The organism is Rhodococcus sp. BP-332 (genome assembly GCF_019836065.1).
Taxonomy (GTDB): Bacteria; Actinomycetota; Actinomycetes; order Mycobacteriales; family Mycobacteriaceae; genus Rhodococcoides.
In genome coordinates this window covers 114,783-130,611 of sequence record NZ_JABUEC010000005.1, presented here as the reverse complement: position 1 = coordinate 130,611, position 15,829 = coordinate 114,783, and the positions used below count along the sequence as shown (strand labels likewise).

Below are 15,829 nucleotides of genomic sequence, written 5' to 3'. Positions count from 1 at the left end.
ACCAGTTGGTCACTGCGTAGGCTCGACCCATGGGTGACGCCGCCGAGACGAGACGACGAATACTCCGTGCAGGGACGGCCGAGTTCGCCGAGCACGGCATCGCGGGGGCGCGCGTCGACCGCATCGCTGCGAACGCCGCCATCAACAAGTCGCAGATCTATGCGTACTTCGGCAGCAAACAGGCACTGTTCGACGCGGTCTTCGACAACCGGGTGGACGTCGACATGGCGGACGTCCCGCTCGACGCGGACGACCTGCCCGGATACGTCGCGGCCCTCTACGACATGTACCTCGGCGATCCCGAGCTGGTGCGCCTGGTGACCTGGGCGCGGTTGGAGCGGACTCCGATCGGCCCCCTCTTCGCGCACCGCGAGGATGCCGGTCGCGCCGAGTTGGACGCCATCCGCGACGCACAGAAGCGGGGCACTCTCGTCGACGACGTCGCGGCGGAGGATCTCTGGTCGATGCTGGTGTCGCTCGCCGCCACGTGGGCGCAGTCCGCGATCGTCCACACCGCGCACGCGGGTGAGAGCGCGTCCGACCACGATCGCCGACGAGCGGCACTGGCAGCGACAGCGCGGAGGGCGTTCCACGCGATCTGAGCCGACGAGGCACCTGTCAGCCGAAGACCGTCTGCCGTTCGGTGTGGGTGAAGGTGAAGATCGTGGCACCGAAGCTGAACAGCGCGGCGAGCAGGAGCACCTGGGGACCGGTGATGACGACGCCGATGAAAGCGCCGATCGCACCGCCGAGCGAGAACGACCCCAGCAGCATGAGGTAGCAGAGCCAGTCGTAGCGGGTTCCGCCACCGCAGAGGTGGCGTTCGATTCCCTGCCCCAGCTTGACCAGCGTTCCGGTGACATAACTCAGCGGAATGTAGGTCTCCTCCTTCTTGGTGAAGGCGGTGTTCAACGCGCCGAGCGCGAAAGCGATGAGAAGGATCGGATAGAAGTTCACGTCGGCGGACGACCACCCGGACAGTGCGATGTCGGTCGACCCCGCCACCGCGAGCGCGATCGTCGTCACCACGGTGGCACCGTGCGGATGGTTCGACCAGTACTTCCGTCGGCAGATCGACGCGATGACCACGCCGAGCAGGAACGATCCCATCAGTGCCAGTGCGGCCCAGGGAGATGCGCCCGGAGCCACCTCCTTGCCGGCGGGCTCACCGAAATGTCCCACGACCGCGCGTTCGGTATTTCCCGTCATGAAGGTGACGAAGTATCCGGCGGAATGCAGAAATGCGACGGCGCCGACCATCCCGGCGAGGCCCGACAGAATCCAGGACAACCGGGCTTCCGGGCCGACTGCTGTGTCACGGCTGATCGCCACAGATGAGGTCATACCTGTCATTCTCCGAACGGAATGTGCTCGGACGGCTCCGTGAGGCGTGTATCACAGAACAATAAAGATGCTTAACACCAGTGAAATGTGGTGGGTCACAACAGCGTTCTCCGAAGGCTGGAACAACACCGAAGGATTGAGGGTGGTCAGACTCGGGGCACCCGTGCTGCGTGGGCGGCAGTTCCGCCCCACGCCTGAGGAGGCCCCATGTATCTGCACGTACAGAAGCTGATCCACGACATCGTTCCCGACGAGCCCGATCCCGCCGCAGCGAACGCGCTGCAGGAGGGCCTCGGTGGCCAGTTCGGCGAGATGCGCACGATGATGCAGTACCTGTTCCAGTCGATGAACTTCCGCGGCGCCGCGGCCAAGCCCTACCGGGACCTGATCCAGGGCATCGGTACCGAGGAGATCAGTCACGTCGAACTCATCGGCACCACCATCTCTCGCCTGCTCGACGGGTCGCCGCGATACCAGGGCAAGCAGAACGATCCGCTCGACACGCCGGGCGCAGGCGGCGCGGTGCCGCTGAACATCGCCCTGTCCGAGGGCAACATCCATCACCACCTCGTCGGTGCTCAGGGCGCGATGCCCGTCGACTCGGTGGGCAACCCGTGGAGCGGCAGTTACGTCTACAACTCGGGCAACCTCGTGCTCGATCTGCTGTACAACCTCATGCTCGAATCGACGGGGCGCCTACAGAAGTGCCGCATGTACGAGATGACCGACAACAAGACCGCCCGGTCCACCATCTCCTACCTCATCGTTCGGGACCAGGCGCACGAGAACGGCTACGCGAAGGCACTCGAGACACTGGGTGTCGACTGGAAGAAGACGCTGCCCATTCCGAAGACGAACGCCGAGCAGTTCCCCGAGGTGAAGAAGCTCGTGGAGATGGGCCTGCAGAGCAAGCAGTACACCTTCGACCTCACCGGCGCGTCCGAGGCGGGCCGTATCTACCAGGGCATGTCGCCGTCGAAGGACGGAACGGATCTCGACGCGAGCGAACAGGCGCCGGCGGGTGCACCCCTCGACATCGCGCCCGAGCGACCGGAGGAGTTCGCACCCGGGCTCGATCCGGAGCTCATGGAGCTGATCCAGCAGACCGCAGAGATGGAGATGGCCGACATCGACGCCACGTTCGGCGAACTCGGGAAGTGATCTGACAGTTCACCGATGCGGCACTGCGCGACTCTCGTTCGCGCAGTGCCGCATCGGTGATCACGACACCATGCGTCGCAACAACCCGACAGCCTTCTTCATCCCGTAGGCCACGACGGTCCTGCGACCGTCGTCGTGAGTCCACTCGAGGAGAGCCGAGCCGTCCTTCACCGATCCCTCCAACACGGTGGGTGCACCGACGAGAGGCAGCGGACCGACGACCTTGATGGACAATCCCAGTACCTCGGTCCAGAAGTAGTCGTCCGTCGGTGCGCACCGGGGCGGCACATCCAACACCGATGCCGCGGCGACCCTGCCCTGCGCGATCGCAGTGGACCAGAACGGGGTACGGCGAACCCGGCCGTTCTCGTCCGAGCCACGAGTGACGTCTCCCGCAGCGAACACTCCCGGCACCGCGGTCGCACAGCGGTCGTCGACGTCCACGCCGCCGCCGTCACCGATCCCGCTGCCGTCGAGCCAGTGCGTGCCGGGGACCTCACCGACACAGCTGACCACGAGATCGGCCGTCGACTCGATGCCGTCGATCCGGACCCCACCCACCGGATCGCCGATCAACTCGACGGGCCGGTCCACCCGGCGGACGTCGACCGAGCGTTCAGCCGCCCGTGCGGTGATCGCCTCGGACAGGAACGGGCCGAGTATCCGCTGCAACGGCGGATCCACGTCGATGACCGTGACCGGAACATCGCGTGCCGCACAGGCACTCACCACTTCCATCCCCAGGAACCCTGCGCCGACGACGATCGCGGACGTCGCATTCTCCAGCCGCTCCCGCAGCAGACGAGCATCGGCAAGGCTGCGCACCACCAGCTCACCGCTCTGGTCGGGTGCAGCCAGTCTGCGAGCGTCCGCCCCCGTCGCCACGATGAGAGCGTCGTACGGAACGTCGTCACCCTCCGCGAGAGTGATCACTCGTCGCCCGACATCGACTCCGGTCGCCAGCGCGGTGACGGCGGTCAGGTCGAGATCGGACAGGTCCCAGACATCGGACGCACCGATGCCCTCCGCGAGAACGCGTTTGGACAGCGGCGGCCGGGCATAGCAGCCGTCGGGATCGCATCCGATCATGGTGATCGGACCCTCGTGACCGATCGCACGGAGTTCACGTGCCGCGGTGCACCCGGCGATGGAGTCGCCGACGATCACCACTCGGCGTTCCGCACCGCTCACGTGCGCTCACGCAGAGCCGCGACGGGGCAGACACCCACGGCGGATCGAGCACCGGACACCAACTCGTCCGGTATGTCCGCGCCGTCGTAGGCGTGGTGCAGCTCGCCCTCGTCATCGAGGCTGAACACCTCGGGAGCCTGCTCTGCGCAGATGCCGTGTCCCTCGCATCGATCCCAGTCGACATCGACGATCATGATGGTGTCCTTTCTGCTGCGACCAGTCTCAGTGGGAGCCGATCGAATCTGTGGATGACGTTGTTGACTGCGCGCGAAGGAGTTCCGGCCGGTTCGATGCGCTCGACGCGCTCGGCCAGGACCCGCAGGATCGTGGACGCTTCGAGGCGAGCGAGACCCTGGCCGGCGCACCCGTGCACTCCCGATCCGAATCCGAGTTGGCGCGACGCGTCCCGGGTGATGTCGAACGAGTCCGGGTCGTGCCATTCACGCGGATCACGGTTCGCCGAGGCGTACAGCACCAGTACCCGGGCGTCCCGCGGGATCACCACACCGCCGATCACCTCCTGTCGCACGGCCCGGCGCGAGAACGCACGGATGGGCGACTCGTACCGCACCACCTCGTTGATCGCGTTGGGAATCAGAGCCGGATCCTCGCGAACCGCCTGCCATTGATCCGGGTGCTTCGAGAAGAGATGGAGTGCACCGGAGATGGCGCCGATGGTCGTGTCGAGGGACGGACCGAGATAATCGATCATCAGCGCCGGGCACTGTGACTTCTCGATGCGGCCCTCGTCGGCAGCGGCGAGGACATCCGCGCCCATGCTGCCCGGCAGCACCGACCGTTCCTCGACCACGCGTCGGGAGTAGGCCATCATCTCCGTCGCTGCTCTGGTCGCCGCCACGGAGTGCCGGTTCAGTGGACCGAGCGCATCGAATGTCGCTCCGGCCCAGCGCAACAACTCGTCGCGGCCATCTTCGGGCCAGCCGACGAGATCAGGCACGATCGAGGTGGGTAGCGCCGTGGCGAGGTCGTCGACCCCGTCGACCCACCGCTTCGCGATCGCCGCGTCGACGATGTGCTCGGCCTTCTCCTGCACCGCCGAGGCCATCTTCCGGACGGCCTTCGGAGTGAGCCGATGCGCGAGCACCGAACGCTTCAGGGTGTGGTCGTCGCCGTCACTGTTCAGGGTCGTACCCCGACCGAGCCTGTTGGCGACGGGGTTCAGGGCGACTCCATCGCCGGAGATGAACGTCGCGTCGTCGAGCAGTACCTGTTTGCACTCCGCGTAGCGCGTGACCGCGTACACCTTCTGACGAGACAGCCACACGACCGGACCCAGCGCACGCATCTCTGCGTAGTGCGGGTACGGATCGAGGATGGCGGCGGTGGAGTAGATGTCCTGCGTGTACCGCGGGATCGCCGTGTCAGTTCTCATCGGCACGTCCGATCTGATTCGGGGGGAACGGATGTGGAGAAGGGGGTATGAGCGTGTGCAGGGCGGACAGGGACCGCGCGGTCGCCATCACGGTCCGGTCGGGACGGACCAGGGCCGCGGACACACGTCCGCCACGCAACCATCTGCCGTGGTCCGACCCGGGGCTGACCAGCAGGATCTCCGCGCCACGGCGCGTGATCTCCTGACGCTGAGCGGGTTCGGGCACCACGGCGGTGACCACTGTGAACCGATACGGGGCGACGGCATCGAAGCGCACGCCGCGCTCCGTCGGTGCGTTCGGACACAACGTTCCCTCGAGCCGACGCGGCGACATCGACCCCCGTCGCACGAACGCCGATGGATGCAGGCGCGGGGTCGCGCTGTCCGTGACGAGGGAAGTCAGACCGGGAACGCGCGTGAGCATCGGAAAGGCCCGGCGCCGCAGGCCGGCGACACGTTCGCCGCCGCCGTTCATCGCCCAGCCCACGGCGACGGCCTGGCGAATCATGGCCCGCGCGTGCGGCACTCGTTCCTGCTCGTACGTGTCGAGTGCCTGCTCGGGAAGGGTGCCGCGCAACACACCGGCCACCTTCCACGTGAGGTTGTAGGCGTCTCGCAGTCCGGCACCCATGCCCTGACCGATGAAGGGCGGTGTCAGATGCGCGGCGTCTCCCAGCAGGAAGACCCGTCGATCACGCCACCGGTCCGCGATCTGGGCACGGAAGGTGTACTCCGTGACCCGTACCAGCTCGAGATCGGCGTTCGGAGCGCCGCGTAGCCACGGATCGAGCAGGGGTGTGAGCGAGTCGAGATCCGAGTAGTCGTCGACGGTCTCGTGTTGCAGCAGCTCGAACTCCCACCGGTAGCGAGTGGCGCCGATGCGCATGAACGTTCCCGCGCGGTGTGGATCGCAGAGCTGATGCACCCCGTCCCACAGACCCGGGTCGACCGGGCTCGACACGTCGACGACGAGCCACCGCTGCTCGGGCGCCAGAGTCTCCATGGAGGTTCCGAGTGCGGCGCGAACAGCGCTGTTCGCACCGTCGCACCCGAGAACGACGTCCGCGGTGACGGCGCTGCGTTCACCCGTGGCGATGTCTCGCAAGACCACCTCCACGTGGTCCTTCATCGTGGCGACGTCGATGATCTCCACACCACCGCGAAACTCCACATGCGGGTCGCGTGTCATCGCCGTGCGCAGGATGCGCTCGAGTTCTGGCTGGTCGAACATGTTGGCCGGCGGGAAGCCGTGGGGGCGAGACTCCGGGTCACGCTCGAACTCGGCGATGGTGGCCATGTCCGAGTCGACCAGGCGCAGGCCGTGTCCGGGGCGAGAGATGTCGGTGAACGCGTCGGCGACGCCCAGATCGCCGAGGATGCGGTGCACCTCGTCGTCGAGGTGGACGGCACGCGGCTGCGGGAAGATGTCCTCCCACCTGTCCAGCACGAGCGTCTCGACACCGTGCCGAGCCAGCAGCGAGGCCGCCACCATGCCGGTGGGTCCCGCGCCGACGACGACGGCCGGGTGGTGCGTCACGCGTACCGCACCGTCGTGCGCTGCATCCCCAGGTCGAGCATCGCGTCGTCGGTGGCGATGGTCACCTCCACGACGTCGCCGTCCTGCAGGTACGCCGGGTTGCTCGCCTGCTTCTTGAAGAAGGTCTTCCACTTGACCGCCGGCGGCACCAGGGCGCCGATCATCTCGATCACCTTCGCCGGCGCCTTCAGCGCAGTTCCCCCGGGCGTGCCGGTCAGGATCAGGTCGCCCGGGTCGACGCGCTGGAATCCGGTCAGAGTGCGCAGCGCCTCCACCGGCTTGTAGATCATGTCGGCGACCGTACTGTTCTGCCGGATCTCCCCGTTGACGCGCAGCATCAACCGGAGCTGATCGAACCGCGCCAGGTCGCCGTCCTCGAGAATCAACAGGACGGGGCCGACGGGGGTGAAGGTCGGGTACGACTTCGCCTCGTAGAACTGGGTCTTGGGCAGCTGGACGTCGCGGGCCGACACGTCGTTGGTGATCACCAGTGCCGCGATGTGGCGGGCGACCGTCGTGTCGTCGATCGTCGATCCGACGGGAAGGGTCGTCCCCACCACGAGCCCGATCTCCACCTCGTAGTCGAGCAGGGTGACATGGGCCGGCCGGACGATGTCGGCGGTCGGTCCGCTGATCGACCCCGACGACTTCCGGAAGAATGTCAGTGGCACCGTCTCCGGATTCATACCGGAATCCTTCACGTGTGACACGTAGTTGGTCATCTGGGCCACCACCCGACACGGTGCGGTGACGGGCGAGACGAGCTCGAGTGAGGCCACCGGCACGGTCTCGGCGCCGGCCGCGGCGGCATCGACGGCCGAACGGTCGGCGAGCAGCTCCGCGGTGGTGACTGCCGCGGTGTCCACCCGAACAGCACCCTCGCGGGTCTGCACCCACCATGAGTCGACGGTACGGAGAACGGCAATGCTCATGACGAGGCTACTTTCATCAGGCCGAGAAGGCGTTCGGAGTCGAATTCGTTGTCGCTGCGCAGTCCGGTGAGGATGGAGCGCAGTTCGGAGAGTGATCGCCGGTTCGGAGCGATTCCCAGGAAGTCCTTGCTGGCGGGCGGCCCCCACTGCGCGAGACCGGATGCCGTCATCGGCGCCCAGCCCGGATCCAGCGTCGCATCGAAACGGTCACCGTCACTGAAGTGCTCGACGAGGAACCCGTCGGGATCACGCCAGTAGTCGAAGATCTGACTGCCCTGGATGTGGCGGCCGATGCCCCAGGAGTGCCGATACCCGCGTTCGGTCAGATAGCGACTGCCCGCACCGATCGCGTCCAGATCGCACACCTGGTACGCCGAGTGGACGTAGCGGTCCGACGGACCCAACGTCATCGCGAGGGTGTGATGGTCGGTCGGTTCGGACCCCCGGTCGCAGCGGATGAAACTCATGACCGGGCCACGGTGACGTTGCCCGTCGTAGTAGAGGAAGTCGCTGACGATCAGTCCCAGGTGTTCGAGGTACCAGTTCAGGTTCTCGAGGTAGCGCGTACGTTGCAGCACCACGTGACCGAGCCGTTCCACGAGGGCGGGCTCGTGCGGTGGCCGCTGCGTGGCATTGGTGCGCGTGATTCCCGCGTCGTCGAGCGCCCCGAAGTTGTAGTCGTGGGTGCGTTGTCCCGGCAGTTGCCGACCGTCGTCGAGGTCGGCGACCACCCGGACCGGCTGACCGCTCGGGTCGGTCACGGTCACCCCGATCCCCCCGATCGAGTCGGGCAACCGCTCGGCTCGGTGGCCCGTGACCTCGGCGAGACGAAGTACGTCGGCGGACTCCGCAGCGCGGAACGCAGCGCCGACGTAGGACGTCCGACGCCCCTTTCGGATGATCACGCACGGCGCCCGGCCGGCGAGACCCCGCAGGTGCAGCTCGTCGTCGGTCCGCACGGTCACGCGGAATCCGAACGCCTCCGCGAACGTCTGCGCACGGTCCAGATCGGGCTTACGGAACTCCAGCCATGCGATGTCCTGAACCTTGATCACCGGATTCGCGGCGCGTCCGGGATGCTCGCCGGGCAGCGCGCCCTGATCGACGTGCATCCCCTGATGCCCGTCGACGTCGCGGATCCGGTGCGCGTGGTCGATCGTCATGGCCGCTCCTGAAGTAGGTGATCACATCGTCACTCATGATCGGACACCCAGTCAAGAGTTTCTGATGAAATCATCACCGAGTGCGGTTCACACCGGGCCCGCCGCCTGCTCGTGCAGCAGGGCCGTCGTGCGGGCGACATCCGCGGGGCGGCCGAGAAGGAAGCCCTGCACCAGATCGCACCCGGCGGCGGCGAGCGCCTCCCACTGCTCGAGTGTCTCCACCCCTTCCCCCACCACGGTCACGTCATAGGCCTTGGCCAGCAGGACGATGGCGGACACCACGGCCCGCCCACGCGGGGTGCTCACCGCGTCGATGTACGCCTTGTCGATCTTGAAGCTCTCGAACACCGGGAACCGCTCGAGGTAGGACAGGCTGTTGTACCCCTTGCCCACGTCGTCGAGCAGCAACGCGACGCCGAGGTCGCGCAGCGCGGAGAGGTTCGCCGCGACGCGGCCGGTGTCGGCGAGCCAGACGGTCTCCGTGATCTCGAGACCCACCTCGCCGGGCAGTGCACCCGTCTCGCGGAGGGTTGCGGCTACGCGCGCAGGGAACGCCGGGTCGCGCAGCTGCAGACCGCTGATGTTGACGCGCACGCTCACGTCGCAGAACCGGCGCCACTGCACCACCTGGCGGCAGGCACTCCCCAACGACCACTCGCCCAGCGGGGTGGTGAGGCCGGTGCGCTCGGCGACGGCGACGAATTCCGACGGCGCGATGGGGCCGAGGCTCGGGTGCGTCCACCGAGCGAGTGCCTCCACCGCGACGATGCGTCCCGTCCCCACGTCGACCACCGGCTGATAGTGCAGCGACAGTTCGTCACGGGCGAGCGCACCGCGCAGATCGACGGACAGCGTGCGCACGCGGTCGGCGTCGTAAAGGTCGTCCGGGTCGAACACGGCGTACCCACCGGCACCGGTGTCCTTCGCGCGGTACATCGCGAGATCGGCACGCCTCAGAAGTTCGCGTCGAGTCGAGTCCCGTTCGGAGACAGCAACACCCATGCTCGCACTCACCGGCGTCGGCGCGCCGTCCAACGTGGACGTCGTGGCGAGAGCGGTGAGCACGTGGGCGGCCAGCCGTTCGGCATGGGATGCGTCCTCGACTCCGCTGCAGACGATCAAGAACTCGTCACCGCCCAGCCTGGCGACCATGTCCTCGGGGCGAGTCGCCGTGACCAGCCGGCGAGCGAAGCGGACGAGCGCACGGTCCCCGGCGTCGTGACCCAGGCTGTCGTTGATGATCTTGAAGTCGTCGACGTCGAGCAGCAGCAGGGCGACGGATCCGTTCTCGTCGGCGAGCGCGGAGTCGATGGCCTCGTAGACCAGCGCTCGATTCGGCAGTCCGGTCAGCGGGTCGTGCATGCTGCGACGGTGCAGCCTTCGATCGAGGTCGACTCGTTCGAGCGCCCCCGACAGCACTCCGGCCACCGCGGACAGGAAGGTCAGCTCACCCTCGCCGACCACACTCGGCTCGGTGCCGAAGACGATCAGCGCACCCCACTGGCCTGCTCCGGTGGTGATGGGAACAGCTGCGCCGCTGCGATAACCCATGAGGTTCATCGCCGAGACGTCGAACCGCGATTCCTCCCTCGTGTCGACGCACACGGTGGCCTCGTGGTGCGCCAGGGCATACCCGGAGAGCGAGCCGGTTCCGGCCGCGATCACGACGTCGGGTCTGAGTTCGCGGGTGACCGCGTCGAAGCGCAGCGTCCCGGCGTCCTCGACGCTTCTGGCGATGGCAGCCGACTCGACGCCGACCACCGTGGCCGCCGTGCTCGTGGCAGCCACCAACAGCGACGGCATGTCGGCGGAGACCGCGAGACCGCTCAGTTCCGCGAGAGCACGATGTTCGGCTGCGGAGCGCAGCGCCGAACGGGCTGCAGCGACGAGATCCGCGTCCCGACGGTGACCGTGCGTGCGGTCGCGGATGATGGTGGCGATCAGGTCGGGCGTACCTCGAGATCGACGTACGACGAAGGTGGACAGTGCCACCGGGACACCGACGTCGGTGCCGAAGTGTCGAAGTTCGGTCCGCCCCTGCCAGTGTCCGACCGTCCGAAGCGCCGCTTCGACGTCGCCGGCGACCTCGAGCCCCCGCGTGGTGAAGACCTCCGCGGTGGTGACACCCGCAGCCGGCAGCGCGGCCAGACCGAGGAGTGTCAGCCCCACCGGGTTGACGTGGACGACCGCACCGGAGAACTCCGACAGCATGATCATGTCCGGAGATCGTTCGAGCAGCGAGCGCAGGACGGCAGCGTCCAGCGCCGGGTCGGTCACGACAGACAGCGCGAGAGCGTGGGCATCCGACACAGCATGGTCTCGTCGAGCACGATTGACAAACTTCGCCTCGACGACCGTCGGGTGCCCTACCGAAGGGTGCCTCGTCAGGGTCTCGTTGCGCCGCGAGGACGTCGATAGCGTCGACGACCGTGCCTTCCACCACCGAACGTCGACCGCTGCCCTTCCTCGTCTCCGTCCTGGCGATGGGCACGTTCCTCATGGGCACGTCCGAGTTCGTCGTGGCCGGGTTGCTGCCCGACATCGCCGGCGACCTGGCCATCGGGATCTCCGAGGCGGGTCTCCTGGTCACGGCATTCGCGATCGGCATGATCGCCACGCCGGCGGTGGCGGTGGCGGTGCTGCGAGTTCCCGAGCGCACGACGCTGCTGCTCTCGCTCGCCGTGTTCGCCGCCGGACATGTCGTCGTGGCACTTACCGACGAGCTCTCCGTCGTCCTCGTCGCCCGCTTCGTGACCGCGCTGGTCACGGGGGCGTTCTGGTCGATCGCAGCGTCCGTCGGTGCTCGAGTGTCCGGCCCGGACGACGCCGCGCGTGCCATCGGCATGGTCCTCAGCGGGGGCATCCTGGCGACCGTCATCGGCGTGCCCCTCGGGTCCGTCGCCGGTCAGCTCGTCGGGTGGCGTGGCCCGTTCTGGATCCTCGCCGGGCTGGCGCTGCTCGCGACTGTTCCGGTCGCTCGCATCGTTCCCGGCGGTCGCTCCGCCTCGACCACCGTCCCGCTGCGAGAGCAGACGGCGGCGCTGATGTCGCGGCGCCTGTGGGTGGTCATGGCTGCCTGCGTCCTCGTCACCTCGGCCGTGATGTCCACCTACTCGTTCATCGCCCCGCTGCTGACGGAGCGTGCGGGCCTGTCCGCCGAACTCCTCCCGGTGGGTCTCGCGATCTTCGGCGTCGGTGCCGTCACCGGCACACTCGGCAGTGGCCGGCTCGCAGGCCGCGCGCCGTACGGGACTGCTCTGAGCGGGGGCATGGCCGTCGCGGCGGCACTCGCCCTGCTCGGCGCGGTGTCGGGCCACGCCGCACCGTCGATCGCACTTCTCGCGATCGCCGGTCTCGCCGGTCTCGGTATGAACCCGGTCCTCATGTCGATGGCCCTCAGGTTCGCCGAGGGTGCACCCACCCTGGCCACTTCGCTGTGCACGTCCATGTTCAACCTCGGCACCGCGATGGGGAGTGCGGTCACCGCGCGGGCCATCGGTGTGTTCGGCCCGGCCTCGATCCCGGTCGTCGGCGCAGCGTTCGCCGCCGCGCTGCTCGTTCCGCTGGCTACCCTCGTGATCATGGCCAGGCCCGGACACGGCCACCGCGCCGGCACCACCCCGCAGCACGACGCACTGGTGTCCTGACTTCCACTCGATCAGAGGAGTAACGACCATGACCACGATCGCCATCATCGGTGCGGGTGAGGGACTCGGAGCCGCCGTCGCTCGCCGCTTCGGCCGCGAGGGGTTCTCGGTCGCCCTGATCTCACGAGAGCAGGGCAATGTCGACCGCATCGCCGACTCGCTGGGCGATGCCGGGATCACCGCCGCGGGCTTCGCGGCCGACGTCCGGAACCCCGAGTCCCTGACCACCGCGCTGGACTCGGCGGCCGAGCGACTCGGACCGGTCGAGGTGCTGCAGTACAGCCCTGTCCCGGCAAGGGAATTCATGAAGCCGGTCCTCGAGACACGCGTGGCCGATCTCGTCGGTCCGGTCGAGTTCTCCATCTACGGACCCGTCACCGCGGTGAACTGGGCACTGCCGGGAATGCGGTCGCTGGGACGCGGCACCGTGCTGTTCGTGAACGGAGGCAGTGCAGTTCGTCCCGGCGCGACCGTCGCCGGGACCTCGGTCGCCTTCGCCGGCGAGAGTGCCTACGCCCAACTGCTGCACGACGCACTCGCACCGGAGGGGCTGCACGTCGGCCAGCTGATCATTCCGCGGGGCATCGGCGCGGGCGAGCCGTCGCACGAACCGGACGCGCTCGCGGAACGGCTGTGGACCATGCACACCGAGCGCGGCGAATTCCGCACGTTCGCAGCACCTCTCGACTGACCTTCTCCACGAGAGGTGCCCTGCGGGTACACCCTCCATCGGGGACTCCCTCGACCGCCGACGCGGGTGTCGACTGGAGACATGACCACGTCCGTGAAGGCGTGAGCCGCCACCGCAGCAGACGAGCCACTGTCCCGAGCCGAGATCGAGGTCATCTCCGCAGACAAGATCGACGATGCGTGGGAACGGGTGCTCGCCTCCGATGTCCGCTACCGGTTCGTCATCGACACGGCGACGCTGGCCTGACCGCGCGAGGGGTGTCATGACAGGGCCTCCCTCATCGCCTCCGGTCGTCCTACGCTGAATTCATGGACACCAAGGCCGAGGTTCGCGAGTTCCTCATGACCCGCCGCGCGAGGTTGACACCGGAGGCAGCAGGCATCACGACCAGTGGTACCCGTCGGGTGGCCGGCCTGCGTCGCAGCGAAGTGGCGTCGTTGGCCGGCCTGTCGGTCGAGTACTACGCCCGCATCGAGCGGGGCGCCATCGGCGGTGCATCGTCGTCGGTGCTCGACGCGCTCTCGCGCGCCCTGCAGCTCACCGACACCGAACATGCGCATCTGCTCGATCTGGCTCGCGCGGCCGACGGTGTCCCCACGTCGGGACGCCCCCGTCGCAGGGCGGAGCGCATCACCCCACCGCGCATCAGCCTGCAGTGGGCACTCGACTCCATCACCGACGGCGTCGCCTTCGTACGCAATCGACGGCAGGATCTGCTGGCCACCAACGAACTGGGAAAAGCGTTCTACGCGCCCGTCATCGGTGACGGCGGCCGGGTGCCCAACCTGGCTCGGTTCCAGTTCCTCGATCCGCTGTCGCGGGAGTTCTATCCCGACTGGGACCTGTTCGCGCAGATGTGCGTCTCCATCATGCGTGCGGAGGCCGGCCGGGACCCACACGACAAGGGCCTGCAGGACCTCGTCGGCGAACTGTCCACACGCGACGAGACCTTTCGCAGGCTGTGGGGAGCGCACGACGTCCGCACTCACGGCGCCGGGACCAAACGCTTCCACCATCCCGTCGTCGGCGAGGTCCACCTCGCCTACGAGGAACTGGTGATCACCGCGGACCCCGGTTCCGTCCTCATGGTCTACACAGCGGAGCCCGGATCCCCGAGCGCGGATCGACTGCGACTGCTGGGGTCCTGGTCGACTGAAGCAGCCCGCTGATCGTGTACTCCCGACCCCGGAATCCGGGGTCTCGATTCCACTGTCGTCATCGCGTGGTTCAGGACGCCGCCCACACACCCAGCACGGTGCCGCTCGGATCGGCGAAGTGGAAGCGTCGTCCACCCGGGAAGTCGTAGGGGCCGGACACCACCGATCCGCCGGCGGCCTCGACCGCCTCAGCCGATGCGTCCAGGTCGTCGGAGTAGAGCAGCACGAGTGGTCCTCCCGCCGGCGCGGGGGTCTCGACCACGGCCAGCCCACCGACCTCGGCGCCGTCGGCTCCCACGATGCCGGCGTACGTCGGGCCGTAGTCGACGAACGTCCATCCGAAGGCACCCGCGTAGAAGGCCCGAGCGACCGTCAGGTCGGTGACCGACAGCTCGATGTAGTCGATGCGGTGGTGCCTGGTCGTCGCCATTGCCCGATCATGCCGGTCGAGCACGCCCGGCGCGTGTCCTTCCGCGGGACCTCTGTCGCCGAGTGGCAACCCGCCGACCGCACGAGTAATGTCCTCCCACGGTGTGCCGGGAAGTCTGGTCGGCGGTCGCTTCCGCGACCCCGAACGACGTCCAGCAGGAAGAGGCACCTCGACATGATGCTCGCCGTCGACACGGGCACGTACCGGACCACAGCAGGCCGAGACGCCGTGCAGGAATGGTGCCGACGCAGACTCGCCGACTGGTCCACGCCGCACACCGTTCGCCGGATCGACACCTCGCTCGGCTCGACCGTCGTCACGTCCGTCGTTCGACCCGACGCGCAGCGCACCGTCGTGGTGGTGCCCGGCGAGCTGTCCTGCGCGGCACTTCTGACGCCGCTGATCGATGCGATGCCCGACGCCACGGTGCACGTCGCCGACATGCCCGGCCAGCCCGGGCTCAGTTCGGGGGTGCGCCCGCGCCGGGGCCGGGCCTCGGCCGACTACGGTCGCTGGCTGGAGGACACCCTGACGCAGATCGGCGCCCCGCGGCCGGTTCTGCTGGGCATCGGGAGCGGCGCCGCGGCGGCCCTCTCCGCCACCTGCCGATCGTCGGTCGGCGCGATGGTGCTGGTCCGTCCCGAAGGCATCGTCCCGGTCTCTCGCCCCGATGGGCGGTTCCTGCGACGCCGCACGTCAGCGCACAGCACCTCCAGGGCGGTGGCCGCACTCTGCGGACAGCATTTCCGTCCGGACGACGACCTGGTGGAATGGCGACTTCTGGTGTCGACGCATTGCGCCGGAACGCGCGCGGATCGCCACATCTCGGAGCGGCGGCTCGCGGAGTGGAGCCGCGCGGTGCCGCTCGAAGTGGTGGCGGGATCGTGTGATCCGGTGCTCGACCACCGTCGACTGGACGACCAGGTGTGGGAGATCACCGGTCGGGACACGACGGTGCTCGACGACTGCGGTCACCTCCCGGAACACGAATGCCCGCGGGCGCTCACCGCCGCGGTCGAGCGGGTCGATCGACGGGTCCGGACGTAGCGGATTCGCGTCCACCCCGGCCTCACCGCCATGATCGACTGACCGATCGTCTATTTCTCAGGATGTGAACAAGTGAATTCAGTACGGTCCGCCTGGCGCGGAATACGCAAACCGGTATTCATTCCCGCGTCCGCGA

The 15,829-nt window shown here is 67.9% G+C and carries 15 protein-coding genes and 1 pseudogene; 7 read left to right on the top strand and 9 right to left on the bottom strand.

Annotation, left to right across the window (positions count from 1 at the left end; all coding sequences use genetic code 11):
- The first annotated feature begins 29 nt into the window (after window positions 1–29).
- Window positions 30–602 (top strand): TetR family transcriptional regulator, encoded by a 573-nt coding sequence (locus HQ314_RS18845; RefSeq protein ID WP_056446518.1) that lies wholly within the window; start codon window positions 30–32, stop codon window positions 600–602.
- A gap of 16 nt (window positions 603–618) precedes the next feature.
- Here HQ314_RS18845 and HQ314_RS18840 read toward each other — a convergent pair whose 3' ends face one another.
- Entirely contained in the window at window positions 619–1,344 is a 726-nt protein-coding gene (locus HQ314_RS18840) for a YoaK family protein (RefSeq protein ID WP_051613006.1), read from the bottom strand.
- A gap of 207 nt (window positions 1,345–1,551) precedes the next feature.
- Here HQ314_RS18840 and HQ314_RS18835 point away from each other — a divergent pair, with 207 nt between their 5' ends.
- Window positions 1,552–2,505, top strand: coding sequence for a manganese catalase family protein (locus HQ314_RS18835; protein WP_222626982.1), 954 nt, complete (start codon window positions 1,552–1,554; stop codon window positions 2,503–2,505).
- Window positions 2,506–2,565: 60 nt separating this feature from the next.
- Here HQ314_RS18835 and HQ314_RS18830 read toward each other — a convergent pair whose 3' ends face one another.
- The 7 genes from HQ314_RS18830 to HQ314_RS18805 all read right to left on the bottom strand — a co-directional run bounded on the left by HQ314_RS18830 (window position 2,566) and on the right by HQ314_RS18805 (window position 11,031).
- A complete protein-coding gene (locus HQ314_RS18830) occupies window positions 2,566–3,696 on the bottom strand; it encodes an FAD-dependent oxidoreductase (protein ID WP_222650915.1) in 1,131 nt (376 codons plus the stop codon).
- Window positions 3,693–3,890, bottom strand: a complete 198-nt coding sequence (locus HQ314_RS18825) for a ferredoxin (protein WP_222626980.1) — start codon at window positions 3,888–3,890, stop codon at window positions 3,693–3,695. The genes HQ314_RS18830 and HQ314_RS18825 overlap by 4 nt, the downstream gene beginning before the upstream one ends.
- Window positions 3,887–5,089, bottom strand: coding sequence for a cytochrome P450 (locus tag HQ314_RS18820; protein WP_222626979.1), 1,203 nt, complete (start codon window positions 5,087–5,089; stop codon window positions 3,887–3,889). The genes HQ314_RS18825 and HQ314_RS18820 overlap by 4 nt, the downstream gene beginning before the upstream one ends.
- On the bottom strand, window positions 5,079–6,626 hold the full coding sequence (locus tag HQ314_RS21550; RefSeq protein WP_308119492.1) for a bifunctional 3-(3-hydroxy-phenyl)propionate/3-hydroxycinnamic acid hydroxylase: 1,548 nt from the start codon (window positions 6,624–6,626) through the stop codon (window positions 5,079–5,081). Before HQ314_RS21550 ends, HQ314_RS18820 begins: the two co-directional genes overlap by 11 nt.
- Window positions 6,623–7,558 carry a fumarylacetoacetate hydrolase family protein gene (locus tag HQ314_RS21545; protein ID WP_261781859.1) on the bottom strand — a complete coding sequence of 312 codons (936 nt, stop codon included), beginning with the start codon at window positions 7,556–7,558 and terminating at the stop codon, window positions 6,623–6,625. The genes HQ314_RS21550 and HQ314_RS21545 overlap by 4 nt, the downstream gene beginning before the upstream one ends.
- Window positions 7,555–8,721: a VOC family protein gene (locus HQ314_RS18810; protein WP_222650914.1), complete on the bottom strand. Its 1,167-nt coding sequence runs from the start codon at window positions 8,719–8,721 to the stop codon at window positions 7,555–7,557. Before HQ314_RS18810 ends, HQ314_RS21545 begins: the two co-directional genes overlap by 4 nt.
- Window positions 8,722–8,808: 87 nt before the next feature.
- On the bottom strand, window positions 8,809–11,031 hold the full coding sequence (locus HQ314_RS18805) for a GGDEF domain-containing protein (RefSeq protein WP_308119490.1): 2,223 nt from the start codon (window positions 11,029–11,031) through the stop codon (window positions 8,809–8,811).
- 119 nt (window positions 11,032–11,150) lie between these two features.
- Here HQ314_RS18805 and HQ314_RS18800 point away from each other — a divergent pair, with 119 nt between their 5' ends.
- From HQ314_RS18800 to HQ314_RS18790, 4 genes and pseudogenes are all read left to right on the top strand, one after another.
- The gene (locus HQ314_RS18800; RefSeq protein WP_308119488.1) at window positions 11,151–12,368 is read left to right on the top strand and encodes an MFS transporter; all 1,218 of its coding nucleotides are present in this window, start codon (window positions 11,151–11,153) and stop codon (window positions 12,366–12,368) included.
- Window positions 12,369–12,396: 28 nt separating this feature from the next.
- Window positions 12,397–13,059, top strand: a complete 663-nt coding sequence (locus tag HQ314_RS18795) for an SDR family NAD(P)-dependent oxidoreductase (protein ID WP_222650913.1) — start codon at window positions 12,397–12,399, stop codon at window positions 13,057–13,059.
- A 138-nt stretch (window positions 13,060–13,197) separates the two neighbouring features.
- Window positions 13,198–13,305, top strand: a pseudogene (locus HQ314_RS21825) (alcohol dehydrogenase); the annotation flags it as partial.
- A gap of 62 nt (window positions 13,306–13,367) precedes the next feature.
- Window positions 13,368–14,228: a helix-turn-helix transcriptional regulator gene (locus tag HQ314_RS18790; protein WP_056446493.1), complete on the top strand. Its 861-nt coding sequence runs from the start codon at window positions 13,368–13,370 to the stop codon at window positions 14,226–14,228.
- A 58-nt stretch (window positions 14,229–14,286) separates the two neighbouring features.
- Here HQ314_RS18790 and HQ314_RS18785 read toward each other — a convergent pair whose 3' ends face one another.
- The gene (locus HQ314_RS18785) at window positions 14,287–14,646 is read right to left on the bottom strand and encodes a VOC family protein (protein WP_222628033.1); all 360 of its coding nucleotides are present in this window, start codon (window positions 14,644–14,646) and stop codon (window positions 14,287–14,289) included.
- A 174-nt stretch (window positions 14,647–14,820) separates the two neighbouring features.
- Between HQ314_RS18785 and HQ314_RS18780 the strand changes: the two genes are divergently transcribed.
- The gene (locus HQ314_RS18780; RefSeq protein WP_222650912.1) at window positions 14,821–15,693 is read left to right on the top strand and encodes an alpha/beta fold hydrolase; all 873 of its coding nucleotides are present in this window, start codon (window positions 14,821–14,823) and stop codon (window positions 15,691–15,693) included.
- The last annotated feature ends 136 nt before the right edge of the window (window positions 15,694–15,829 follow it).

Bases quoted from the DNA above. Each gene is read 5' to 3' on its own strand.
- HQ314_RS18780 (WP_222650912.1), top strand. From the start codon at position 14,821: ATGATGCTCGCCGTCGACACGGGCACGTACCGGACCACAGCAGGCCGA.
- HQ314_RS18820 (WP_222626979.1), bottom strand. From the start codon at position 5,089: ATGAGAACTGACACGGCGATCCCGCGGTACACGCAGGACATCTACTCC.
- HQ314_RS18845 (WP_056446518.1), top strand. From the start codon at position 30: ATGGGTGACGCCGCCGAGACGAGACGACGAATACTCCGTGCAGGGACG.
- HQ314_RS18810 (WP_222650914.1), bottom strand. From the start codon at position 8,721: ATGACGATCGACCACGCGCACCGGATCCGCGACGTCGACGGGCATCAG.
- HQ314_RS18785 (WP_222628033.1), bottom strand. From the start codon at position 14,646: ATGGCGACGACCAGGCACCACCGCATCGACTACATCGAGCTGTCGGTC.
- HQ314_RS18790 (WP_056446493.1), top strand. From the start codon at position 13,368: ATGGACACCAAGGCCGAGGTTCGCGAGTTCCTCATGACCCGCCGCGCG.
- HQ314_RS21545 (WP_261781859.1), bottom strand. From the start codon at position 7,558: ATGAGCATTGCCGTTCTCCGTACCGTCGACTCATGGTGGGTGCAGACC.
- HQ314_RS18825 (WP_222626980.1), bottom strand. From the start codon at position 3,890: ATGATCGTCGATGTCGACTGGGATCGATGCGAGGGACACGGCATCTGC.
- HQ314_RS18795 (WP_222650913.1), top strand. From the start codon at position 12,397: ATGACCACGATCGCCATCATCGGTGCGGGTGAGGGACTCGGAGCCGCC.
- HQ314_RS18835 (WP_222626982.1), top strand. From the start codon at position 1,552: ATGTATCTGCACGTACAGAAGCTGATCCACGACATCGTTCCCGACGAG.
- HQ314_RS18840 (WP_051613006.1), bottom strand. From the start codon at position 1,344: ATGACCTCATCTGTGGCGATCAGCCGTGACACAGCAGTCGGCCCGGAA.